The 24,861-nt window shown below is 56.3% G+C and carries 14 protein-coding genes, 1 rRNA gene and 2 pseudogenes; all 17 read right to left on the minus strand.

From position 1 onward, the window contains the following. Positions 1-245 precede the first annotated feature (245 nt). Positions 246-1,576 (minus strand): annotated as a pseudogene (locus tag FTE24_RS01495) (glutamate--tRNA ligase). A 35-nt stretch (positions 1,577-1,611) separates the two neighbouring features. After that, on the minus strand, positions 1,612-2,100 hold the full coding sequence (gene ispF / locus FTE24_RS01500; RefSeq protein ID WP_150235517.1) for a 2-C-methyl-D-erythritol 2,4-cyclodiphosphate synthase: 489 nt from the start codon (positions 2,098-2,100) through the stop codon (positions 1,612-1,614). Further along, positions 2,100-2,798, minus strand: a complete 699-nt coding sequence (gene ispD / locus FTE24_RS01505) for a 2-C-methyl-D-erythritol 4-phosphate cytidylyltransferase (RefSeq protein ID WP_150235493.1) — start codon at positions 2,796-2,798, stop codon at positions 2,100-2,102. Before ispD ends, ispF begins: the two co-directional genes overlap by 1 nt. A 172-nt stretch (positions 2,799-2,970) precedes the next feature. Continuing rightward, positions 2,971-4,044 carry a DNA integrity scanning diadenylate cyclase DisA gene (gene disA / locus FTE24_RS01510; RefSeq protein ID WP_141447310.1) on the minus strand — a complete coding sequence of 358 codons (1,074 nt, stop codon included), beginning with the start codon at positions 4,042-4,044 and terminating at the stop codon, positions 2,971-2,973. A gap of 38 nt (positions 4,045-4,082) precedes the next feature. After that, positions 4,083-5,462, minus strand: a complete 1,380-nt coding sequence (gene radA / locus FTE24_RS01515; protein ID WP_141447311.1) for a DNA repair protein RadA — start codon at positions 5,460-5,462, stop codon at positions 4,083-4,085. 286 nt (positions 5,463-5,748) lie between these two features. Further along, positions 5,749-8,211 carry an ATP-dependent protease ATP-binding subunit ClpC gene (clpC, locus tag FTE24_RS01520; protein ID WP_150235494.1) on the minus strand — a complete coding sequence of 821 codons (2,463 nt, stop codon included), beginning with the start codon at positions 8,209-8,211 and terminating at the stop codon, positions 5,749-5,751. Positions 8,212-8,277: 66 nt separating this feature from the next. Continuing rightward, positions 8,278-9,165 (minus strand): annotated as a pseudogene (locus FTE24_RS01525) (protein arginine kinase); the annotation flags it as partial. 66 nt (positions 9,166-9,231) lie between these two features. Further along, on the minus strand, positions 9,232-9,756 hold the full coding sequence (locus FTE24_RS01530; protein ID WP_150235498.1) for a UvrB/UvrC motif-containing protein: 525 nt from the start codon (positions 9,754-9,756) through the stop codon (positions 9,232-9,234). 49 nt (positions 9,757-9,805) lie between these two features. Next, positions 9,806-10,273, minus strand: coding sequence for a CtsR family transcriptional regulator (locus tag FTE24_RS01535; protein WP_150235500.1), 468 nt, complete (start codon positions 10,271-10,273; stop codon positions 9,806-9,808). A gap of 292 nt (positions 10,274-10,565) precedes the next feature. Next, positions 10,566-11,744: a right-handed parallel beta-helix repeat-containing protein gene (locus tag FTE24_RS01540; RefSeq protein ID WP_237401583.1), complete on the minus strand. Its 1,179-nt coding sequence runs from the start codon at positions 11,742-11,744 to the stop codon at positions 10,566-10,568. A 180-nt stretch (positions 11,745-11,924) separates the two neighbouring features. Next, positions 11,925-17,270 carry a DUF5695 domain-containing protein gene (locus FTE24_RS01545; RefSeq protein WP_150235502.1) on the minus strand — a complete coding sequence of 1,782 codons (5,346 nt, stop codon included), beginning with the start codon at positions 17,268-17,270 and terminating at the stop codon, positions 11,925-11,927. Positions 17,271-17,398: 128 nt separating this feature from the next. Continuing rightward, positions 17,399-18,268, minus strand: a complete 870-nt coding sequence (locus FTE24_RS01550; RefSeq protein WP_150235504.1) for a carbohydrate ABC transporter permease — start codon at positions 18,266-18,268, stop codon at positions 17,399-17,401. Further along, positions 18,265-19,188 (minus strand): carbohydrate ABC transporter permease, encoded by a 924-nt coding sequence (locus FTE24_RS01555; protein WP_150235506.1) that lies wholly within the window; start codon positions 19,186-19,188, stop codon positions 18,265-18,267. The genes FTE24_RS01550 and FTE24_RS01555 overlap by 4 nt, the downstream gene beginning before the upstream one ends. Before the next feature lie 77 nt (positions 19,189-19,265). Then, positions 19,266-20,639, minus strand: a complete 1,374-nt coding sequence (locus FTE24_RS01560) for an ABC transporter substrate-binding protein (RefSeq protein WP_150235507.1) — start codon at positions 20,637-20,639, stop codon at positions 19,266-19,268. A 304-nt stretch (positions 20,640-20,943) separates the two neighbouring features. Further along, the gene (locus tag FTE24_RS01565; RefSeq protein WP_150235509.1) at positions 20,944-23,394 is read right to left on the minus strand and encodes a hypothetical protein; all 2,451 of its coding nucleotides are present in this window, start codon (positions 23,392-23,394) and stop codon (positions 20,944-20,946) included. A 173-nt stretch (positions 23,395-23,567) separates the two neighbouring features. Continuing rightward, positions 23,568-24,614 carry a LacI family DNA-binding transcriptional regulator gene (locus tag FTE24_RS01570; protein WP_150235511.1) on the minus strand — a complete coding sequence of 349 codons (1,047 nt, stop codon included), beginning with the start codon at positions 24,612-24,614 and terminating at the stop codon, positions 23,568-23,570. 126 nt (positions 24,615-24,740) lie between these two features. After that, positions 24,741-24,857, minus strand: a 5S ribosomal RNA gene (rrf, locus tag FTE24_RS01575). Between the last annotated feature and the right edge of the window lie 4 nt (positions 24,858-24,861).

Raw genomic sequence — 24,861 nt, forward strand, 5'->3', positions numbered from 1 at the left:
AAGACGGGCTTCGAATCCGCAGCTCCCAGGCGCATTTCGGTCTGCCGATTCCGGACGGTTCCCAGCCCGCGTCCTCTGCCTGTTGGGCAGGGAACGTTCGGCCGTCCTCTCTGGGGGATTCGGCGTACGACGTACTTCTCCTGTTCTTCGCTATAGAAATATTCGATTAAAGGCGTGGTCGGATAGATGTTGTTTAGCCATTATAAACGAATCGCCGCGGTCTGACAATCGGAATTGTGCGGCGTTCAGGCCGTCTGTGCCTTCAGGCGCTCGATGACCCGTTCTTTGCCGAGCAGGTAGATCGTGCGGTTGAGGTCGCGTCCGTGCATCTGCCCGGTCAGCGCGACGCGGATCGGCATGAATAGCTGCTTGCCTTTGATGCCGTTCTCTTTTTGCACTTCCTTGATCAGCGCGGCCATGCGTTCCGGCGAGAACTCGTCGGACGCTTCGACTTTGGCCAGGAAAGCGCCCAGCGCCACCGGCGCTTTGTCGTCCGCCAGCACTTCGCGTTCTTCGTCGCCGAAGTTCACTTCGTCGCGGAAGAACATCTCGGACAGCGCCACGATGTCGGAAGCGGCGTTCATCTGTTCGCGGTACAGCTCGACCAGGCGTTCCGCCCAGTCCCGACGGTCGGCGTCAAGCTCGTCCGGCAGCAGGCCCGCTTTTTGCAGATGGGGAATGGCGAGGTCGGCGATCCGCTGCGCGTCCGCGTGTTTGATGTAATGGTTGTCGATATGCGCCAGTTTGTTCGGATCGAACACGGCCGGGCTTTTGGACAGCCGCTTGGCGTCGAAGATCGAGATCAGCTGCTCGCGCGTGAAGATCTCTTCTTCGCCTTCCGGAGACCAACCGAGCAGCGCGATGAAGTTGAACAGCGCTTCCGGCAGGTAACCGAGTTCTTCATACTGCGAAATGAACTGGATGATCGACTCGTTGCGCTTGCTGAGCTTTTTGTGGTCGTCGCCCACGATCAGCGTCATATGGCCGAAGCGCGGCGGCTCGAAGCCCAGCGCTTCGTAGATCATGAGCTGGCGCGGCGTGTTGGAGATATGGTCTTCCCCGCGCAGCACGTGGCNAACGTGTACGTCTTGTTCGCCGGCACGCGGAAACGTACGCTCGGTACGCGGCCTTCCGCCGCAAAAGCTTCACGCTGCTCCGGCGTCAGATCGCGGTGCTTGCCGGAATAGCGGGGCGTTTCGCCCGCGGCCATCTGCTCTTCGCGTTCTTTTTCCAATTCTTCCTCGGTGCAGTAACACAAATAGGCCAGCCCTTTGTCGAGCAGCTCCTGCCAATATTTTTTGTAGATGTCGAGCCGTTCGGTCTGGCGGTAAGGTCCGTATTCGCCACCGACGTCGATACTTTCGTCCCACTCGATGCCGAGCCATTTCATGTAGTTGAGCTGGCTTTCTTCGCCGCCCGCCACGTTGCGCTTGACGTCCGTATCTTCGATCCGCACGATGAACTTGCCGCCCTGGCTGCGCGCGAACAAATAATTGAACAGCGCCGTTCTGGCGTTGCCGATATGCAGATGGCCCGTAGGGCTCGGTGCGTAACGCACGCGTATTTCCTGAGTCATGATTGTGTGCCTCCCGTATCGTTTCTAAAACTCTTTCAAGATGATAGCATACCCTTCGTCAAGCAGACAACGGCCTGGGCCGCGATGCCTTCGCCCCGTCCGGCAAAACCGAGCCATTCGGTCGTGGTCGCCTTGACGTTGACCTGCGACTCGTCCGCGCCCAGCGCCCCTGCGATCACGGTGACCATTTGCGGAATATGCGGCGCCATTTTCGGCTGCTGCGCGATGATCGTCGCATCCACGTTGCCGAGAGAGTACCCTCGTTCCTCCGCCATTTTCCATACGTGTTCCAACAATTTCAGGCTGTCCGCGTCTTTGAATTCCGGATCGGTATCCGGAAAATGGCGGCCGATGTCGCCCAGCGCCAGCGCCCCCAGAATGGCGTCGCTGATCGTGTGCAGCAGCACGTCGGCGTCCGAATGCCCGAGCAGTCCTTTTTCATGCGGAATGGTCACGCCCCCGATAATGCACGGCCTGCCTTCCACCAACTGATGCACGTCGAATCCTTGTCCCACTCTGATCATCATGTTCTCTCCTTCGTTTCCGCCCGAAGCAAAAACTCCGCATAATCCAAATCTTCCGGCGTCGTAATCTTGATATTTGTGTAATCGCCCCGGGCCACGTTTACCGCGATGCCCTGACGTTCGACCAGCATCGAATCGTCGGTGCCGAGGAAGCCTTCGCCGGCCGCAAGCTCGTGCGCGCGCAGCAGTTCTTCCGTCCGGAACCCCTGCGGGGTCTGGATCGCCCACAGCAGGCTGCGGTCGGGCGTATCGACGATCCGGCTGCCGGCTTCGACGGCCTTGATCGTGTCCTTGACCGGCACGGCCAGTACGGCCGCCCCGCTGCGCCGCATCTCGTCGTAGCAGGCCGCGATGTCGCGCTCCCGGACGAACGGCCGCACGCCGTCGTGGACCATTACCCAGGGGAAGGACGCCGCCTTCAAGCCTTCGTACACGGAATGCTGACGCTCCGATCCGCCGGCCACGACCGTCTTCACGAGCGGACAACCCGCTTCTTCGATATACCCGGCGCAGCGCTCGACGTCGGCGGCTCCGGTCACGACGATGATTTCCGCGGTCGCGCCGAATCGTCCGAACGCTTCGACCGATCGGAGAAACAGCGGACGTCCGCCCAGTTCAAGAAACTGCTTGCTTTCTTTGGTGCCCATGCGAGAACCGCGGCCGGCCGCGACCACGATCACGCTCAAGTTTCGTTCCATTTTCCCGCCCGCCTTTGTGCCCGTTTCGCTTTTTTCGCGTCTCTTTAAGTATACCCCCGGGAGGAGGCGAAAACTACACGGCAGGCCCGAAAACACCGATCCGAAAAAATTGCGGGCCTGCACGGCGAAAAAGCGTCTTCCCTGGGAAGACGCTTTTCGGATCATGCGGCGGTTACACCTGGCGATCGATAAACACCTGGTCCTGCAGACGCCGCAGACCTTCCTTGATCGTCCGGGCCCGGGCTCCGCCGATACCGTCGACCTCGTCCAACTCTTCCAGCTCCGCCTTCACGACCTGTCCCAATCTGCCGAAATGTTCGGTCAGGTTGTTCACGATCACGTTCGGCAGACGCGGAATTTTGCTCAACACGCGGTAGCCGCGCGGCGTAAGCATCTCGTCGGCCGGCGACGTCGAAGCGGGATACCCGAGCAAACGCACGATATGCGCCGCATCCAGCAGTTCGTCGTCGGTCGAGCGGCGCAGCGAAGCGAGAATTTCTCTCGCTTTCTCATCGCCGGGCTGAGCCGTGTAGTCTTTGAGCAGCAGCAGCACTTCGCGCTCGGTATTGCCGACCAGCTCCTCCATCTGCATGGAGATCAGCCGGCCTTCATTGCCGAGTTCGCTGATGTAGCGCTGGATCTCCGTCTTGATGCGCAGCACCATTTCGACGCGGCGGATCACGCCGACGACTTCGGTCAGCGTGACCAGCTCTTCGAATTCCGAAGCGGTCAGGTTGGTCAGCGCCTGCGTCAGCACCGCCTTGTACCGTTCAAGCGTCTGAATCGCCTGATTGGCTTTGGTCAGAATGACGCCGATCTCTTTGAGCGTATACCGCAGGTTGCCGAGGTACAGCGTGATGATGTTGCGGCGCTGCGAGATGGACACAACCAGCTTGCCGGTCTGCTTGGCGACCCGCTCCGCCGTCCGGTGGCGGATGCCCGTCTCCGACGACGAGATCGCCGAGTCCGGGATCAGCTGCGTGTTGGCGTACAGAATTCGCTTGAGGTCTTCGCTCAAGATGATCGCGCCGTCCATTTTGGCCAGCTCGTACAAATAGTTCGGCGAAAAATCGCAGTTGATGGAAAAGCCGCCGTCGACCACTTCCATCACTTCGGGACTGTAGCCGACAACCAGCAGGGCGCCGGTCTTGGCACGCAGCACGTTCTCAAGCCCGTCGCGGAAAGGCGCTCCCGGTGCGACGAGTTTGAGCAGTTCATTCATTTTTACGGATTCCGATTCTTTCATTGCCTGCCTCCCCTTGCGTCGACCCTGCGGTCAACGCCCTACTCTAGCGCCGCTTTGAGCGCCTGCGAAACGGTCTCTACGCCGATCAGCTCAATCCCTTGCGGGTGCTTCCATCCTTTTAAACTTTTCGCGGGCAAAATGACCCGTTTGAATCCCAATTTCAACGCTTCCTTGACGCGCTGCTCCGCCCGCGACACGGCCCGTACCTCGCCGGTGAGGCCGATCTCGCCGAAGACGACGTCGTACGGCCGTGTCGGCTTGTCCTGAACGCTTGAGGCGATGCAGACCGCCACGGCAAGGTCGACCGCCGGCTCGTCCAGCCGGACGCCGCCCGCCACGTTGACGTAGGCGTCCTGCGTCTGCATGTACAGGCCCATCCGTTTCTCCAGCACGGCGATGATCAGGTTCAGCCGATTGTAGTCGATGCCGGTGCCCATTCTTCTCGGCGAAGGGAAATGCGTCGTCGCGACCAGCGCCTGCAGCTCGACCAGCACGGGACGCGTGCCTTCCATGCTGGCGACGACGGTCGTGCCGGATACGCCCATGGCCCGCTCGGACAGGAACAGCTCCGACGGATTGGTGACCTCTTCGAGGCCTTCTTCGCGCATCTCGAAAATGCCCATCTCATTCGTCGATCCGAAGCGGTTCTTGACCGCCCGCAAAATCCGGTACGTGTGATGGCGCTCGCCTTCGAAATACAAGACGCAGTCGACCATGTGTTCCAGCATCCGCGGTCCGGCGATTGCGCCTTCCTTCGTGACATGGCCGACCAGCACGGTCGCGATGCCGCCGTTCTTGGCGATCCGCATAAACCGGGCCGTGCATTCCCGTACCTGCGAGACGCTGCCCGGCGCGCTCGTCACGTCCGGTTGGTATACGGTCTGAATAGAGTCGATGACGAGGAAGTCCGGCGCGATCTGTTCGATCGCAAGCTCGACCTGCTCCATGTTGCTCTCGCACAGGACGTACAGCTGCGGCGACAGCGCGCCGAGCCGCTCGGCGCGCAGCTTCGTCTGCTTCACCGATTCCTCGCCGGAGATGTACAGCACTTTGAGTCCCGTGGCCGCAAGCGAATGCGACGTTTGCAGCAGCAGCGTCGATTTGCCGATGCCGGGATCGCCGCCGACGAGAATCAGCGAACCGGGTACCATGCCCCCGCCGAGCACCCGGTTCAGTTCGCCGATCTTCGTATCTACGCGGGGTTCCTGCCCGCCTTCGATATCCACGATGGACAACGGCTTCTGCGTACCCTGCAGCAGGGAAGAATTCATGCCGCCCATCCCCTGGGTCTTCACGCTGCTGCTGACCGTTTCTTCCACCATGGAATTCCACGATTGGCAGCCGGGACATTTTCCGTACCATTTCGGCGACTCATAGCCGCACTCGGTGCAATAAAACTTCGTTTTCGTCTTGGCCATGGATCTCCTCTCTCGCCGGTCTTCCGGCAGTCCGAAACCGTCCGCTCGCCTCCGGCAAATGCGGAAAGCTCTTCCTTAAAAGTTTATCATTTATTGCTTCCGAAAGTAAGGGTTCTCGAATTGGCAAAATCCTTCGCTGCGCGAAAAAAGCCGGACCGCGGAAAAAATCCGAGGTCCGGCCTTAGGCCGCCGGCAGACCGGGAAAGCGCGAAGCATCGCCCGGCCCGGGCTGGGTAGTATGGGAAACGGAACTTCGCAGTCGGCTGCGCTTGTTCCGGCAAAGCCTTTATTCTTCCGATTTCTCTACCGATACGGCCGGCTGTTCTTCGACTTTCTCGACGGACAGCGCGCCGTCTTTCTCGTCGATCATCAAGAAATCGCCTTTGGAGACGTGGCCCGTCAGCAGTTCTTCGGACAAACGGTCCTCGATATGCTTCTGGATCGCCCGGCGCAGCGGACGCGCGCCGTAAGCCGGATCGTAACCTTCCTTGGCCAGAAACGCTTTGGCGGCGTCGGTCAGCTTGAAGTTCACGCCGTATTCGTTCAGGCGTTTGCGCAGTTCTTCGGACATCAAAGTCACGATCTCGGCGATATGTTTCTCGTCGAGGGAATGGAAGACGATACTTTCGTCGATCCGGTTCAGGAACTCGGGACGGAAGCTTTTCTTCAGTTCTTCCATGACTTTGCCTTTCATGTTTTTGTATTCCGCTCCGCTGTCGACCGCGGCCGTGAAGCCGAGCGTCGAATTGCGGCGAATCGCGTCCGCGCCGACGTTGGACGTCAGGATGATCAGCGTATTGCGGAAATCGACCACGCGGCCTTTGGAATCGGTCAGGCGTCCGTCTTCCAGCACCTGCAGCAGAATGTTGAACACTTCCGGATGCGCTTTTTCGATCTCGTCCAGCAGCACGACGGAGTACGGCTTGCGGCGCACTTTCTCGGTCAGCTGGCCGCCTTCTTCATAGCCCACGTATCCCGGAGGCGCTCCGACGAGGCGCGACGTCGAATGCTTCTCCATGTACTCGGACATGTCGATGCGGATGACCGCGTTCTCGTCGCCGAACATCGACTCGGCCAGCGCGCGGGCCAGCTCCGTCTTGCCGACGCCTGTAGGGCCGAGGAAGATGAAGGAGCCCATCGGACGCTTCGGATCTTTGAGGCCGGCACGTGCGCGGCGGATTGCCCGGCTTACGGCGACAACGGCTTCTTCCTGGCCGATGACCCGTTCATGCAGCAGGCTTTCCATGTTCAGCAGGCGGTCCGTTTCTTCTTCCTTGAGCTTGTTGACCGGAATACCGGTCCAACTGCCTACGATGTCCGCGATATCTTCGGGCGTCACTTCGGAATCGGTACGTCCCTGCTTTTCTTTCCACTGGTTGCGGGTCATTTCCAGTTCTTCGCGGATCTTCTGCTCGGTATCGCGCAGCGCGGCCGCTTTCTCAAATTCCTGGCTCTGCACGGCCGAATCTTTTTCTTTGCGGATATCGTCGAGACGATTTTCCAGCTGCTTGAGGTTCGGCGGTACGGTGTACGAGTTCAGTCTCACTTTCGAACCCGCTTCGTCGACCAGGTCGATCGCTTTGTCCGGCAGGAAGCGGTCCGTGATGTAACGGTCCGACAGCTTGACGGCTTGTTCGATCGCTTCGTCCGTAATCTTCACGCGGTGATGCGCTTCGTAGCGGTCGCGCAGGCCGTGCAGGATCTGAATCGCTTCGTCCACGGAAGGCGGTTCTACCTTGATCGGCTGGAACCGGCGCTCAAGCGCGGCATCTTTCTCGATATATTTGCGATATTCGTCCAGCGTCGTCGCCCCGATGCACTGCAGCTCTCCGCGCGCCAGCGAAGGCTTGAGGATGTTCGACGCGTCGATCGCGCCTTCCGCCCCGCCTGCGCCGATCAGCGTATGCAGTTCGTCGATGAACAGGATGACGTTACCCGCCTGGCGAATCTCGTCCATGATTTTTTTGAGACGGTCTTCGAATTCGCCGCGGTATTTCGTGCCCGCCACGACAGAGCCCATATCGAGCGTCATGACGCGCTTTTCGCGCAGCGTTTCCGGAATTTCGTTATTGATGATTTTCTGCGCCAGGCCTTCCGCGATCGCGGTCTTGCCGACGCCCGGTTCGCCGATCAGCACCGGATTGTTTTTGGTCCGGCGGCTAAGCACCTGGATTACGCGTTCGATCTCTTTGCTGCGGCCGATAACCGGATCGATATTGCCGTCTTTGGCATAGGCCGTCAAGTCGCGCGCCAGGCTGTCCAGCGTAGGCGTACTGACGTTGGCCGGCGTGCCGTGGTGGCTCGATACCGCTTCGCTGCTGCCGAGCAGCTGCAGCACCTGCTGGCGGGCTTTGTTCAGGCTGATGCCGAGGTTGTTCAGCACACGCGCCGCTACGCCTTCGCCTTCGCGGATCAGGCCGAGCAGGATATGCTCCGTGCCTACATACGTGTGGCCGAGCTTGCGCGCTTCGTCCATCGACAATTCAATGACCTTTTTCGCGCGCGGCGTATAGGCGATATTGGTCGGCTGTTCCTGGCCGCGCCCGATCAGCGTTTCGACTTCGTTCTGGATTTGTTCCAGCCCAAGACCGAGACCGATCAAAGCTTTGGCTGCGATCCCTTCGCCTTCGCGAATCAGACCAAGCAGGATATGTTCCGTGCCGATATTGTTATGTCCGAGTCTTACCGCTTCTTCCTGGGCAAGAGCCAGCACTTTTTGCGCACGTTCCGTAAATCTGCCAAACATCATATACAAAGCACCTCCACAAAGTAGTAAGCTCCAGGCCGAATACGGATCCGACCGCCGAACCGGGTATCATTCCTTGCTTTTGACCAGCTTATCCCGGATCAGCTGCGCCCGGTACATGTCTTTCTCCGCTGTATTCATTGTAGCACCGAACGTTTTCTGAAGGAAATTGGGTTGCGTCAAAATGGTTAACTCGTTCAGCAGCGTCGTCGTCAACTTTTCGATCCAGCCCAGATCGACGCCTAGCCGAAGATCGGACAGCCGCTGGGCGGCTTCTTTGCCGTCGATGATGGCGGCATGGGTCAAAATGCCGTACGAGCGCATGACCCGGTCGTATAACCGGATCTTGGACTCCGCGACGAGCCTGCTGCGTGCCTGACGTTCATATTCGATAATCTGGGCTGCGATTCCTTCCAGGTTGTCCACAATCTCGATTTCGCTCTGCCCGAGCGTAATCTGGTTGGAGATCTGGAACAGGTTCCCCTGCGCTTCGCTGCCTTCGCCGTAGATGCCGCGAACGGTCAGTCCCACCTGGGAGACCGCGTTCAGCACGCGGCCGATCTGGTGGGTCATGACGAGAGCGGGCAGATGGACCATGACCGACGCCCGGAGCCCCGTGCCCACGTTTGTGGGACAGCTGGTGAGATACCCGCGCCGGTCGTCGAACGCGTAATCGACGTAAGCTTCCAGCACGTCGTCCACCGACGTCGCCCGCTCCCAGGCACGCTTGACCTGAAAGCCGGAGTACAGGCATTGAATGCGCAGATGGTCTTCTTCGTTGACCATGATGCTGAGCGATTCGTCGTCGCTGAGGACGACGGCCGCTTCCTGCGACTCGTTGGCGAGCGCCGGACTGACCAGATGCTTCTCGACCAGCACCTGCCGGTCGATCTCGTTCAGCTCGTCGAGCCGGATCGCGTGCAGCGTCCCGAGCTCGCTCGACGCCTGTTCGGCCGCTTCAACGAGCCGGATGCGCACNNCATGTTCCGTAAACGCAAAATCCGACATGGTTCGGTTCCTCCTCTACCGCTGGGACCGCTTCAGTTCAAGTTCGCGGATGCGGTCCCTGAGCTGTGCGGCCGTTTCGAATTCCTGTTTTTCGATCCGTTCCTGCAAATCCTGCTTCAGCGCCTCGATCTCCCGCTGCACCTGCAGGTCGGCGCCTCCGCGCTTCGGCACTTTGCCGACATGCACGGTGCCGCCGTGAACGCGCTTGAGCAGCGGATCGATCTTGCCGTCGAAATGCTTGTAGCAGGAACTGCATCCGAACCGCCCGATTTTGCGGAACTGCGCGTACGTCATCCCGCATTCTTCGCATTGAAGCCGCGGAGCCTGCGCCGTGCTTCCGGACTGCGTCTTGCCGGCCATGTCGAAATCGAGAAAGCCGGACAGCAGATTATGGATCGAGAAGCCGCCGGAATGGCCGGGCAGCATCTCGCCTTTTTCCCTCGCGCAATGTTCGCAAATATGGAATTCGTTTTTTTCGCCGCTGATGATCTTCGTAAAATGCAGGGTTGCGGGCCTCTGCTGGCACTCCTGACAAAGCACTCGCCCACCTCCTTCGCCAAAATAAACGCCCGACCAGAAAAAGTTCCGGTCAGTCCGATTGTCCCATCAAAGCGATCAGCATCGCCTTCATGATGCGCGCTCTCATCTCGTCCCGGTAAGGCAGCTTGAGCAGCAGCGTATTGCGCAGAACGGCCGAACGCATCAGCGCAGCTTCGCGCCCGGTGATAAGGTTCGCTTCCACCAGCCGGTAGATCAAGCCTTCGGCCGCGGATTGGCTCATCTCGCTGCCGATCGTCTCGTGCACGTGGGCGTGCAGCTCGGAATGCATCGGCATATCGATCCGCTGGATGCGAATATAGCCGCCTCCGCCCCGTTTGCTTTCGACCAGATACCCTTTTTCCAACGTAAAACGCGTGCTGATGACATAATTGATCTGCGAAGGCACGCAGGAAAAGCGATCGGCCAAATCGTTGCGCTGAATCTCGATCATGCCTCCGTGACTTTCCTGCAGTACCGTTTTTAAATAATGTTCGATGATATCGGAAATATTGCGCATCGATCCACCCTCCACTATCTGCCTGAGCCGCCGCTCGGCCTATTGTCCGGATGTGGAGCCTACTCTTAAAATAACCCTTCCGCAAAAAGGAAGAAACGTCTGGTTTTTTTGAGGCACCGTCCGTTTGCGGCGTGTCACAGAGTCTTGTACGAATATTCATTCCGTTGACTTTGACTTTCTTTGACTTTGTATATATTATATCATGTTTTTTTGAATTGCCAAGCGCCGCAGGAAACCGAACGCAAAAAAAGACCGCGGAAATCCGCAGTCCCCGTTCCATGGCGAATTCCGCTTAGAATCCGCTGTTGCCCTCGGCATGGATCTCGCCTTTTTTGAACGTCGTCGCGGCGCCGCCCGGGTTCGTGATCTGGTTCGACGTGAAGTAGATATTGCCGATCTGTCCGTCTCCCCATACGCCGATGCCCGCATTAACCGAATCGGAAATGACGTTGCCCGTAAACCGGACTTCGTCGATGCTGCCCTGATCCGCAAACACGAGCACGTTCGGATGGTCGTCGGTCAGACGGGTTCCCGCATTTACGATCTTGTTGCCGCTCACGTTCACGCCGCTTACGCTTCGCGTATTCCAGTGCCGTTCGACCGCGATGTAGATGCCGGCCATTTCCGTGTTGCTGATCGCGTTTTTGTCGATCGTGACCGAGCTTCCGCCGACGACCGAAATGCCCCGCGCTTTGGACGCGTAGCCGACCGAGTTGCCCCGAATGACGATGTCGCTCGTCGCCGCCGCGTCTTTTTGGTAGCTGACTACGGCGATAGCGTCGTCGCCGGTCTGCTTCACCGTATTGTTTTCGACCGTGATGCGGCTGCTGCCGCCTGTGATATGGATACCGTCGGCCCGGGTGCTTTTGATGACGTTGCCGGCGATGACGCCGTCGGTCGCACCGTCGCGGACCAGAATGCCGGCCGTGCCGGCGCCGATAATCCGCACGTCGCGAATCGCAAAGTCCGAAGCGCCCAGTACCGTCACGCTGTTCTTGTTATCGGAACCGTCGCGCCGTCCCGTATTTTTGTAGACATGGGTCAGCTGGCTCAATTCCGGATTTTTGCCTTTGAGATTAATCGATCCGGCGGCCGGATTCGTCGACGTCAGCACGGTCCGCTCTGCACCCGCTCCGACGATCTGCACGCCCGTGACCTGCAGCATCCCGCTGAGCAGGTAGTTGCCCGGCGGCACGTACAGCGTTTTACGCTGATTGCGGGCGGCTTTGATCGCTTGGTTAAAAGAAGCCAGCGCATCGGTTTTGCCGTTGCCGATCGCTCCGTAAGCCGTCACGGACACCGAATTTTGCGGTTTGACCCCCTGCAGCGATTGCGCGGAAACCGCACTGCTGCCGTAAACGGTGTTCGATGCTCCCGGGTACATCGCCGGAGCCTGCCAAGCGAGCAGCCCCGCGATTCCGAGCACGCCGATCCGCCTCCACGCCGTTTTCGCATTTTTCTTTTGCTTCATATTTCTCATCCACTCCTTTATGTCTGTTTTCCTCACACCACATACCCACATTCCTCTTTTCCCAAACAAAATAAATCCAAAAGCAAAAAAATACGGAAAAACATCATGTTTTTCCGTATTTTTTATGAGATTTGACGGTCGTGCCGCTTGTTCAGCTGCCAGAGGTGCGCAGCCGCTCCGTTAGCTGCCCTGAACGGGTGCCGACTGATCCAGCGGCTTTTCTTGCGGAAGCGTCCCTTCCCGAACCGGTTCCGGTTGTTGGTCCGGTTCTTTATTCGGATCTTGATTCGGTGCTTTGTTCGGGTCTTGGCTTGGCTCGGGCTTCGGCTGCGGTTTCTCGCCCGGCGCTTCTTCTTTTCCTTCTGTCAGGTTCGGTTCTTTTTCCTTATTGAGTTCTTGCTCTTTGGTCACTTCTTGTTGCTGACGCCGGCTCCGGTTCTGTGCTTGGCCTTCCGGCGTTGTCGCAATCCATTCCCATAATCCGACGCCGACCGTGCTGCCGCTTGCCGGCTTGGTCAGGGTAACGCGCATCGCTTTGACCCGCAAAGGCTGGTCGAATTCGTGCAGGTTGGACGAACCGGCGGGCGTGTTCGGCACGGCGGCAATGTTGGCGTCGATCGTCGCCGCCGTTACCCATTCGCCCGTCTGGCTGTCGAGCGGAATATACGAATATTCGTATTTCGCCGGCGCTTGAATACCTTGTTGGTCTGTCCAGACGATCAAATCGGACTGGGCGATCTCGGCTCCCTGCGGCCAGTCGTATTGCACCCACTCTTCGGCTCCCGCATGTCCCCACGTGCCCCATCTTGGAGCATCTTTTTGTTCATATCGGCCGTCGTTGACCGCCCCGAGCTGTTCCCACGGAGAAGTATGGCTCGTCGAGACGGAAGCTGCGTATGCCATGTTCTGATCAAGCGGACGCAGCAGTCTCAGATCGGCCAACAGTTTGTCGTACGCAAGAGCGATTTCCGCTTCCGTCGCGTTCGGCTTCTCGATCAAGGCGGAAGCGTTCGTTTTGGCTTCCGAGATCGGCGCAAGGCCTTCGTCGACGAACTGCGCGGCTTTCAAAGCGTTGGCATGATTGAGCAGTTTGGTTAATTCCGGCTTGCCTATCGCTGTGCCTGCTGCTGGGCCTGCCGCTTTGGCATAGCCGTTCACTTTCCATTCCAACATGCCGACTCCGCTGGCAGAAGGCTTCATGTCCAGCCGCATGCCCGTAATGTAGGCAGGCTCGAACGTCGCCGTGTTGTATTTGTTCAGTTGATTGTCCACGCCGCGCAGCGCTCTCGGCGTATACCATTTGCCGTCTTCCCCGCGCAGCGTCAGCTTGATGTCTTTCGGGCGGAAGTTGCCGGACGGATCCTGGAAGAAGTACATATCGGTCGAGGAAGCGAGAATCGGCTGCGCCCATTCGTACGTCACCCAAGCCGGGTCTCCTTCTCTTTCCCAAGTGTGCCAGGCCATATTCGGAGCGCCGCGATTCGGCGAGAAGTCTCCGGAATCGCGCGGTTCGACGCCGTTATTCAACGCTTCGATAAAAGCGCCGCCGCTGCTGATATAGCTTGCGGCCGGCGTAGCGGTCAAGGCCGCGTTGGAGATCGGCCCTTCGACCACGAACACCGCAGCGGTGACTTCGTCGGTGCTGCCTTGAACCGTGCCGCGCACGGTGAAGCTGCCGGCGTTCGCATAGCTGCGCGGATCAACCGGATTCCATCGGATCGGACTTTCCTTGTAACCGGCATCCGACAACACGCTGATCGCGTTCGGGAGCGCCGGAGCGGTTCCCTTCGCCGTAATGCTGTTCGGAATCCGATAGACGGCCGAAGGGTCGGCCGCAAGCGAGATCGTCACGTCTTTGCTTGATATCTTGCCTTCGTCTCCTGCCGTGAGCGTAAACGTATAGGAGCCCGCTTTGCTTACCCGTGCATAGGCCGTCGACTTGTCGGCGCCGACGATTTTCACTTCGCCTGCGTTCGCCGGTTTGGACTTCAGCGTCCAGGCATACGTCAGTTGGGGCTCGAACGCGGCTCCGTAGACAGGGTCCGGGATCGCTTTGCCGGACAAAACGACAATGCTTTCGTTGTTCGCGTCTTGAACGGCTGCCGCTTCGCTAATCTGCGGAGGCTGCTTGTCCTGCGGAGCGGCCAGCTGGAACGTCAATTCGCTGGAGCTTTGCTTCTGCCCGTCGGTGGCCGTGATCTTGACGGTGTAGCTGCCGGCGCGGGTGCCGGTCGCTTTGGTCGTATTGGCATTCGGATAGCCAAAAGTTAACTTGGCGTTTTGCGGAGTACGTACGACTTCCCACTTGTACGTCAGCTTGCCGTCCGGAGCGCCGTCGTCGCTTACGATTCCGTTCAGCATGAACGATTTGAGCGCCTGCGGTGCAGGCGTCGAGACCTCCGCTTTAACCTGCGGTGCCTGGTTCGTGCCCGAAGCGAGCTTTTCGATCGTCAATTCCGCCGTCGGGGCGCCGGTCATTTGGAACATCGCGGTTCCCTTGTTGTTGTTCGCGTAGAACTGTCCGGCCGTTTGCCCGTTCAGCTTGATCGTATAGTATCCGTTTTGCAGTCCCGCTCCGTCCATACGAATTCTCGAAGCGTGCTCTTTTTTGTCGAGATTTACGAGAGACAGCTTGAACGACGTGCCGTCTTTTTTGATTTCGGCGTTTTGGATTTTTTCGTTTTGCGAGACCAGATAGATCTTCTCGTTAATGAGGTTGATCCGTTTGCCAAAACCGTCTTTCGGCGTGAGCTTGTAGCTGCTGCCGTCATCCGTGACCGACGCTCCATAGCCGAACAGTCCGAATACCGGATCGGTCACGACGTCCGAGCTAATGCTCAGCAGGGAACCGTACAGCCCTTCGCCGGCTTCGCCGGAAAAATCGTTCCAGCCGTTGCTCATGACGCGGGAGCCTTCGTCGAATACGTTTTTCGTGCCGGTGCCTCCTTTGTACATGGAATATCTCCAGGACGTGCTGCCGACAGACTCCGAGGAGATCTGTCCCATGTTGATCGCATTGAAGTTGGAAATTTTCGCCGCATAGTTGCGCTGCTGCGCGACCGCCGTCTGGGCAGGCGTTCGGCCGTCCGCTTGGTATCGCAGCCAGTCATCCATAATGTAGCCAGCCAGCGATGCCGTGTACTGGAAGTTCCACCAGCCCTCGCCGCCGCGGAATACCGGAACGGAATAATGGAACCAGTTCGGTTGGAGCCCGCGCATCGCCCGCGTTTTCCAGTCGGCCATCTGCATGCTGCGCTTGGCTTCAGCCGCCTGGCCGTCCTGCGGATAATAGGCGCGAAGCGCCTTCGCCGCTGCATAGGCGCCTTCTTCGCCCGTATTGTCGTATTCGAATTCCGAGCCATAAGGATACGGGGCAAACGTCATGCTCCGTCCTTTGGTCAGGGCGAACTTGTTTTTCAGGTTTTCGTATTCCGTATTCATGCCTTCTTCTTTTAACGCTTCGATCATGTCCGGAATCTGCTGCTCGCCGTAGTATCCGACCGCATCGCTCGAAATCCGGTTATAGTAGATGCCATACGCCTTTTCCAGATAATACTGCGGCGATTCGCGGTATTCAAGCAGGTGAGGGTACGCTTTCTGGATCCGGTACATGTTGAAAAATCCGGTTGCGACCATGATCTCGGAAAATTCGCGGGAATAAGGTTTGTCTTTATCGGTAAAAGCGCCCGAATCCCTGAGCCAGTTCGCTACGGTAAAGCTGTCGTGGGTATGCTTCATGAAGCGTTCCCACATAAAATCGATCAAATACCGCTCGATGGAACGGATCTCGTCTTCGTTGGGGGCCAGATAGTTTTTCATCGTCATGAAGTTGATGCTGCCATGACTCCAATCGTCTCCCCAATGCCCTACGTTTTGGTCGAGCCCGTCCGTCAGGAACCAGTCCCGATAGTTGCCGTACGTCGGACTGTTCGGATCGTTATCCTGCCTTTTTTCCACCATAAATTTGGCATGCGCTTCCGTCGTCTGGTCCAGCTCGGCCAGCACGTTGAATTCGTACTGCGTGAATTTGTTGACCCACTGGCTGCCGACTTTCAGCTTGTAATTCACGCGAACGCTGTTGTTGCCGAGATTGCCGAACTTGAGCGCATAAATATGATGCTGCTCTCCGTTGACGATCTTCGTCTCCAGCCGCTCATACGATTCCGTATAGCCGGGATTGCCTTGCGGAAGTCCGCGGCCGGTACGGGAGTTGTTGATCATGGCTTCCCGCGTCTCGCCGGGCTTGATCGCGGGAATATGGCCGGCGTCGAACGGATCGTTCTCCAGCACGTTTTGAATATCGATCGACTGCACGTTGACCAATTTGTCGTCGTAATGCAGATCAAGCTTGACCGGCATGTTGATGGCCGTCTGGAAGCCGGGCAGCGCGACCGCGTCGATCATGCCCGATTTGTACAAGACGGACCGCAGGTTCTGCTCCCGTTCTTCCATGGAAGTGGAAGCGTTATTCGGGCTGGCGGCATTTTGCTGCGGCTGGTTGTCTCCCGCCCGTACGGCCGAAAACTTGAATTTGTACGTTTTCTCCTGGTTCGGCGCCAGAACAAGGCTGGTAGCGTCTTTGAAGTACCCGCGACCGGTTTTTTGGATGTCTTTGGAGTGAATATACAGCACATTCAGTCCCGGGAACCAGCCGCCGCTGTCGCCGGTCCAGTTGGAGAACTTGTCTCCGGAACGGACTTCGCCCTGTTCGTTCATCCAATAATCGACGTATTCGATCCGGGAGCCGCTTTCCGGCACCGGGGTGAACATCATGAAATTGCCTTCGCCGCTGTTGCGGATCGCATAGCTGTAGCCGCTGTCGGCACCGGCAAAGTTGTGTACCGTCAATCGGTTGTCATACGTGTCCGACACGTTCAAATACTTGTTGTTCCACGGCATCGGCAGGCCGATATCGCCGAATTCGATATATTTGTTGCTTTTGTTCTTGACCGTAATAGACCACTGCATGGAGCCGTCGGTCGTACCCATATCGAATACGGATTTGACGTCGAACCCTTTCATCACCCGATCGACGGTAGAGTTCAGATTTTGTCCGATATAGTTGATTTCGACTTTTTTGCCGTCGGATGAAGCGGTTTTGTTTATATAGGGATTCTGGGCATTGAGATTGGAAGCCGTCGTCGATCCTCCCGCCGCCAAAGTTTTGTTCGTGTCCACTTCCACGAATCCGTTCCGGTTGTTCGGAAACTGCGCCGTATTGCCGGTCCGGTAAGAAAACAGCATCTCGCCCATCCATTGGTGTTGGACGCCGTTCTGGGGCAGCGTGTCGTTGGGCAACACGAAATTGATCGGCTGCGCGTTTTTGTTCAGCGGATTGTTTTTGATAAACAGTTGTTCGATCTGTCCCAATCCTCCGATTTTGGCGGACAGGCTGGGATTGGAAATGTCGATCTTCGGGGGACTGGCTGCCGCGGCGGAAGCCGCGTTCGCTTGCGGGGGCACCATTTGAACCAACAGCAGGGAAGAAAGGGATAACGAAATCAGCCGCTTTGTAAACGCTCTCATAATCAAGCCTCCTTGTTTCTGTTTGACACTCGTGGAACGGACTCGACGTTTTGGACCTGACCTGACGACTGTGTGGACTATACATATAATAGAAGGCCCACGCGCTACTAGGGTGAGCCTTCTGTCGATCAATTTTTCAATCCGGTCAGTGTGATGCCTTCCACGAAATAGCGTTGGCCGATCAGGTAGAAGATTACTCCCGGAGCAAAAGACAAGCAGGTCGCAGCCATCGTCAAAGCCCAGTCGCTTTTCAGCTGTCCCCTGAAGTTGGTCAATCCGAGCGCTATCGTGTATTTTTCGCTGGAGTTGATATAGATCATCTGCTGCAGCAGATCGTTCCACAGCCCGATGAAGATGAACAGGGCGATGACGATCATCGCCGGACGAATCGCGGGCATCAGGATGCTGAACAGAATCCGGAAGTACCCGGCTCCGTCGATCGTGGCCGCTTGATCCAGCTCTTTGGGGATCGACATCATAAACTGCCGGATCAGGAAGATGTTAAAGGCACCGCCGCCGCAGAAGTACGGAATGATAAGCGGCAGGTAGCTGTCGCTTATTCCGAGGCCCCGCGTCCAGCCGATATACAGCGGAACGAGCGTAACCATCGGAGGCAGCAGCATCGAGCCGATGCACAGCGTCCAGATCCAGTTTTTCCCCCGGAATCTCAGTCTGGCAAACGCGTACCCGCAAAGCGTCGCCGTAAATGTTCCCGCCAGGCACGAAGGAACGATGATCAGCATCGTGTTCCACAGATACTTCCAGAACATAAACACTTCCAACGTTTTCTCGTAATTGGAGAACAGCCACTTGTCAGGGAACAATGAAGGCGGGTATCGATAGATTTCCGCACTCGACATGAGCGACGTTCGGAAGATCCACCAAATCGGAAAAATAGCGACTACGGCAAGCAGAATCACCGCGATAAAAGTGAGAATGTCCATCGTTCTTTTTCTGCGCTTCTGGCTCGTGAGGCGGGTATAAGAGGCCGTGCTCATTTGTCGTCGCCTCCTTCGTTGTAAATCCAGCGTTTGGACGTTTTGAACAGCAAGAACGTAAAGACGGAGAGAATCACGAAGATGACGACCGTCGTGGCGCTGGCATACCCCAACTTATGGTTAACAAACGCTTGATCGTACATCAGATAAGTCAGGAATCGCGACGAATTGCCCGGTCCGCCGTTGGTCAAAGCAAGCGCCGGCGTAACGACCTGAATGTTAAAGATCAGGCTCATCAACAAGTTGTAGAAAATAATCGGCGACATCGAAGGAAGCGTGATATGAATAAACCGCTGCCATCCGTTGGCTCCGTCCATCTCGGCCGCTTCATGGTAGATCGCCGGAACGTTCTGGAGCCCTGCCAAAAAGATGACGATCAAGTTGCCCGACAGCCATACCGAAATCAGGGCCAGCGACGGGATCACGTAACTGGAGTCGGCGATGAACAAGATTTTATCCAGACCGAGCTCGGAGAGTACATAGTTGAAAAATCCGAAGTTCCCTTCGTACAGCCACGACCATCCCACGTAGACCGCAGCGGCCGGCAGCACGTACGGAACGTAGAAGACGGCTCTAAAAAAAGCTCTCCCCGGTATTTTGCGATTGAGCAGCAGAGCGATGAACAGCGAGTAGAACATGCTCCCGATCACCGAGATCACCGCGAAGTAAAGCGTCGCGATGATGGAATCCTTGATGTAGGGATCGGTCGTGAACAGTCTGACGTAATTGTCCAAGCCGATAAAATCGGGGCTTCTTAACCCGCTCCAATTTGTCAGGCTGATTCCTACCACGCCTAACAGAGGCAGATACGTCAGAAACAACAGCCCTACGAACGCAGGAATCAAACAGATGTACGCCACGCCCGCCTCGCTAAAAAGAATTCGGAACCCGCTTTTTTTGATTTTACGAAGAGTCCCCATATTGCGCTCCCCCTTTCTCTATTCCGTAAAAAAAGGACCGCCCTCATTAACGAGCGGCGATCCTTCCGCCTTCTTATTTAATTGCTGCCGGCGTGCGCGGCTTTCAAAGCGTCGAGGTTTTGCGTGATGACTTCTTCGGCACTCTTCTTCCCGGTCCACACATCGCCCAGGATCGATCCGAGCAGCGTATTGAAGTCTGTCGTGTTATTGGTATAGAACCATGCGGCCGGTCTTGCTGCGGACGAACGTGCATAGTCCACGACAGCCGATTTGTATTCTTCGTATTTCGGGAAGTTCGGATTCTCGACCCATTTGCGGGTCAACGCTTCATCGGTGTACCATTTATCCAACGTAGGCATCCAGGTGCCGGAAGAGATCAGCGACCAGTTGTTTTCTTCGGAGTTGTACCATTTCAACCATTCCATCGCTTCTTCGGGATGCTTGCTTTGGGAAAAGATGACGTTGGCCCCGCCCGTGTTAATGGTCACTTTGTCCTGCATATAAGGCAGCACCGCTACGCCGTAGTTCAATCCTTCTTCTTTGGCCGTATTCAAGCTCGTGCCCACGTTCCAGGCCCCATTCGTAGCCATGGCGGTGGTACCGGCGATGACGGTACGCTGCACGCCGTCGTCGGTCTGTCCGACGGACAGAGGCGCCACGTGATCTTTCAGGTACAGGTCGGCGACTTTCTGGATCGCGTCAATGCTCGCTTTTTCCCCGATTCGAACTTCCTTGCCGTCTGCCGAGTAATAGCCTCCGCCATTGCTCAGCGCCCACGTCTCCAGCTGCCACGGCAGGTTTTCGACAGATGCGCCGTACTGCACGATGCTCTGCGGATCGAATCCGGCCTCGTCGGGATGCTTCCCGTTTTTGTCGATCGTCAACTGCTTGGCCGTCGCCACGAAGTCGTCCCAGGTCCAGGCTTTGTCGAGCACGGCCGGCGGGTAAGGAACTTTGGCTTTGTCGAACATGTCCTTGTTGTAATACAGGAGCAGCACTTCGTTCGCCGCGGCGTACGCTACCGTCTTGCCGTTGGCTTTGTAAGCCAGACTCTCAAGCGGTTGGCTCTCGCTTCCTTCGTACATGGAGCTGACGTCGTTCAGCATGCCTTCGGTAGACCATTGAATGACGCCGTCTTCCTTCATCATGCCCGAGTCGGGCAGTTGGTCGGCGGTTGCAAGCGTATTCAACTTGGTCATGTAGCTTTCCCACGGAACCGCCTGCACTTCGACTTCGATTCGATCCTGCGAAGCGTTGAATTTGTCCGCCACTTCCTGCGTTTTGCTGCCGTCTGCCGCGCTTCCCCACATCGAGTACAAAATCTTCACCTTGCCGTTGTCGGAACCCGCGCTGCCGGACCCGGCTTTCGTGTCCGTGTTTCCGCAGCCCAGCATGCTGAACATCAACGCCCCAACCATAAGTCCTGCTCCCAGTCTTTTTGCCGCTTTCATCGTTCGTGACCCCCTCTAAACTTTATAAAACGCCTGCCTGCCATCCCCCGTCCCGACCGTCGCAGCTCCCGTAAACCAAATGTTAAACGTTTAGATTTTGTCCAAAACATCCATATGAATCTTTCGGACCGAGAAGATCTTCCGTTTTTGAAGCGCTCCTGTCTCTGCCTGAAGTGTCTGCCTGCATGATTGGTAGCGTTTACAAGGGAAGTATAGCACCGATTATTACGTTTGAAAATGCTCTTTTTAAACTATTTTTATAACTATTTGAACTTGTTCAACTATTAACCTCTGATCAATTAAATTAATGATTGGCTTCGATCGCAGCCGTATTCGGATTTTCCGCATGGATCTGCTTGAATTTTCCGTTGACGAACTTTATTTTGTTGAGAAGTTCTCCGTTTGCCGACACGAAACCAAGCCCTCTCTCCAGCATCACGTATCTTGTCGGATAAGCGGCGTAGCTCGTAATCTCCCATCCTTTGTCCGCAGGCTCGATAAAACCGTTGATGCATTTCAGTTCTCCTTCGTCATCGGTATACAGATAAGTCGTCGAACCGAATCCAAGCAGATAAGCGACCAATTCTTCACCCATGTCCCAATCGTCGCCTTCGACGTCCGCAAACAGATGGCTGAACAGCGGATCGTCGGAATGCTTGAAAATGGACTGCCCGAAGCGGTTCCGGGAAAGCTCCGGCATGTTCAAATTCGGGGCGGCAATGCTGTACGTGGACGCGGCTTCTCCCCGCTGCAAGAGGCGTGGCGTCGAGCGGACGTTCCAGTCATAGCAGTTGAACATCGCCATCGTCGCTCGGTAGCCGCCTTTGAGCAGCTGCACGTCTTCGAGCTTTTCATAGGAAGCGCGAGCGGCGCCGGCCACCAATCCTCCCCAGAGGGAATGGTTCATGTAGGACAGGGCTTCCCACCAGCGGTCCGGCGCATTTGCTCTGTAGTCGTTGCTGAACCCTATATTGGCGGTAACGAGAGGCGCATACCGTTCCGCTTCTTCGAGGTGCCCGGCCAGGCAGAGGGCTTCGCAGGTCAGTCCAAATCCGGCGTTGTCGTAAAAGTGTTCGGTGATCGCTCCTTCGTACCGGCTTGAATCCTGCTTCAATTTGGCGGCAAATCGTACCCACAGCCGATTCAGCTCATGGTACAGATGAAGCAAATCGTGCGTTCTCAGATCTTCCAACAAATCGACGATATACAAAGTGAATACCCCGACCAGCTGGGCCTCTTCTTTTTCGCGCACGTTCAAATGGCACTCCGGATCAAGCCTCATGCACATCACTTCGGCCGCCCAACTCAAATAAGTCTCGGGACTGGCATAGCGCAGCAAAGGCGGTTCGAACTTGGACAGCAAGTAATAGACATGGCCGATATAATCGAAATCGTAAATGCGATAGAACGAACCGTACAGCGGTGTCGGCACCGCGAACTGCCCTTTTTCGAACCAATGATCCCTCACGTCGAAAAACGCGGCCAACTCGACTTTTTGGACTTGGGCCGGATCGGGAAGCGCCAACCGGTTTTTCATTAAAATAAAGGTCAGTTTGCCCAGCGATTCGCCTTGGTTGGACAATGGCAGCGACGCGTACGGCCGCTCTCCGCCGATCCCGTTGAAGCTGTGGTCGCATAACCACCGTGCCCGCTCTTCCATGATCCGATGCACCGGTTCAAGTACATTGCCTACCAATACGTCGCGCCTTCCGTCTTCGAACTCGGCGACCAGCTTGAACTCTCCCGCCGACTTCACCGGAACGACGATGCGTAAACGTTTAGATTTTTCCGTATTCAAGGCTTTGAACTTCGGCAGAAGGTCCGTTTCGGTTATCGATTCGGCAGCTGCACCAAACAGCGTGACGGCATGCAGGGCGTTATGCTCCGGCAGTTCGACTTCGGCCCAGAACTTTCCTTCCGTTGTCGTAACCGGCGAATAGTCCCAGTACGGATGTCCGTACATCTTTGCCTTTTGGTAAAATTCTTCTTGATCGCCGAAAGGAGCAAACACGAAACTCCATCTTTTCTCTTCTGTCGGTTCAAGCTTTAGCGAAGCGTAGCCGTCTCCGTAGATCCAATCGTGCTCAGCCGACTGAGGCATGGAGCTGCCGTCTTCCACCAGGGAAAGCCGATGATACAGTATTCCGTCCAGCGAAGGAGAGACCTGATCCAAAAAGCGATTCAGATAGCTGCAGTGCGTCCCCAACGCGCTCACCCGTTCGCCAGTGCTGTAGATGCCCAGATGAGGCGCCGCATCGCTTCTGCGTACGGCCGCGAATTTGGAGAAGTCCCCGCCCAGATGCGGAAATACCGCGCAGGAATGGTTCATGTTCCGGGGTACGCTGCGATCGCGGAACATGATATAAGCCAGCGAAAACCAGCTGTGGAACCCGGTGACGTTAACAGCTTCGCCCGTCGGATTGGAGCAGCGGATATGCCACGTCCACTCGCCTTCGTCCGTCAACAAATACTGCATGCGAACCTCGAATTTGGGATGCGCAAAAGTGACGATTACCGCTTGATCGCCCACCCCTTCGAGATGCGGCTTCAAGTTGACGCTCTCGATCGTCTCGCCGTCGACCTGTGCGGTCCACTCTCCGAAGCTCTTATGATGATTCGCGTAGCCGGCTTCTTCCGCATACTCCGAATCGATGACCCAGTTCATCTGTTCGGGGTCTTCGAGCAGGAACAACGATTCGACCGTCCCCTGATCGGATACAGCCATTTTAAACGTATCGTTATAAAGATGTCTCAAGTGTATCCTCCTTATATTTGCGGTGTTTAAACGTTTAAATATTTTACTCATTCTAGCACAGCGTCAAATCTTGATCAACTTGTTTATTTTGAGCCCGGAGTCTAGGCCAGTCCAACCCTTCGAGCGGCATCTACCTCCACTTTTTTACGCAAAAAAAAGAAGCTATGCTCTTGCTATAGCTTCTCCGGTTCGATTTGGGCGACCGATTCCCGTTCGATCAAGGTGCAAAGAGGAGCTTCTTCCTCCGGAACGGGTTGGCCGTCGATCTTGCTGCGCAGCGTCTTCATGGCCAGAATGCCGATCTCGTGCAGGGGAACGTCCATCGTCGTAATGCCGGGGCTCAAGTATGCGCTAAATTCCCGGTTGTCGAACCCGATCAACGACAGGTCGCTTGGTACGCTCACCCCTTGTTCCGCAGCTGCCTTCAAAGCGCCTACGGCCATCAAATCGTTCATGATCAAAAGAGCCGTAGGCCGGTTCGTAAGCTGCATAAGCTCGCCGGTGAGCCGATACCCGGACTCCGAGCCCCAGTTGCCGATTCGTATGAACTGCGGATCAAACGGCAGCTGGAATTCGGTCATCGCTTTGTAGTAGCCGTTGAACCGCAGCCTGGAAGGGATCGAATCCATCAACCCGCTGATGATCCCGATTCGGGTATGTCCTTTGCCGACCAGGTAAGTCATGGCATCGTACGCGGCCTGCTCGTCGTTGTATTGGATAGAACTTTCGCCCTCCGCATAGCAATACGTGTACACGATCGGTTTCTCGTACGTATTGATCAGCCCCGTAATATCGCGTGCATGAACGCCTACGTAGATAATACCTTCCACTTGCTTGGATAAAAGACTGGAGACGGCTTCCTGCGCCCGCTTCTGATAAGCTTCCGTATTCGCGTAATCGTACCCGACCCGCTTTTGCAGACGCAGGTTCGTCAGCAGGATCTGCAAATCGTTTTTCTCGGCGTATTCGTTTATTCCGTCGATGATTTCGGGCGCGTTAAAAACGGTGATGTCTTCCGCGATAACCCCGATCGTATTCGTTTTGTTGCTTTTGAGACTTTTGGCAATATCGTTCGGCATATAATTGAGCTCTTCAATGACCTTCAGTACTCTTTCTTTGGTCTTGAAGCTGACGTTACGGGTACCATTCAACACATACGAAACGGTTGCTGTCGATACTTCCGCGTGCAGGGCGATCTCTTTGATCCCGATTTTTTTCATCTTTTTCACCTTTATCGAACATTTCACATTATCACTCATTATAGCATTTACAAAATCCGGATTCAAACCAACGTTAAAATAAGCAAGAAAAACCACTACCGATTAAAATCGATAGTGGTTTCTTTGGCTTGGCGGCTTCCTACTCTCCCAGGACCCTGCGGTCCAAGTACCATCGGCGCTAGAGGGCTTAACGGTCGTGTTCGAGATGGGAACGTGTGGAACCCCTCTGCCATCACCACCAAACCTA

This window comes from Saccharibacillus sp. WB 17, assembly GCF_008634075.2.
GTDB classification, from domain to species: domain Bacteria; phylum Bacillota; class Bacilli; order Paenibacillales; family Paenibacillaceae; genus Saccharibacillus; species Saccharibacillus brassicae.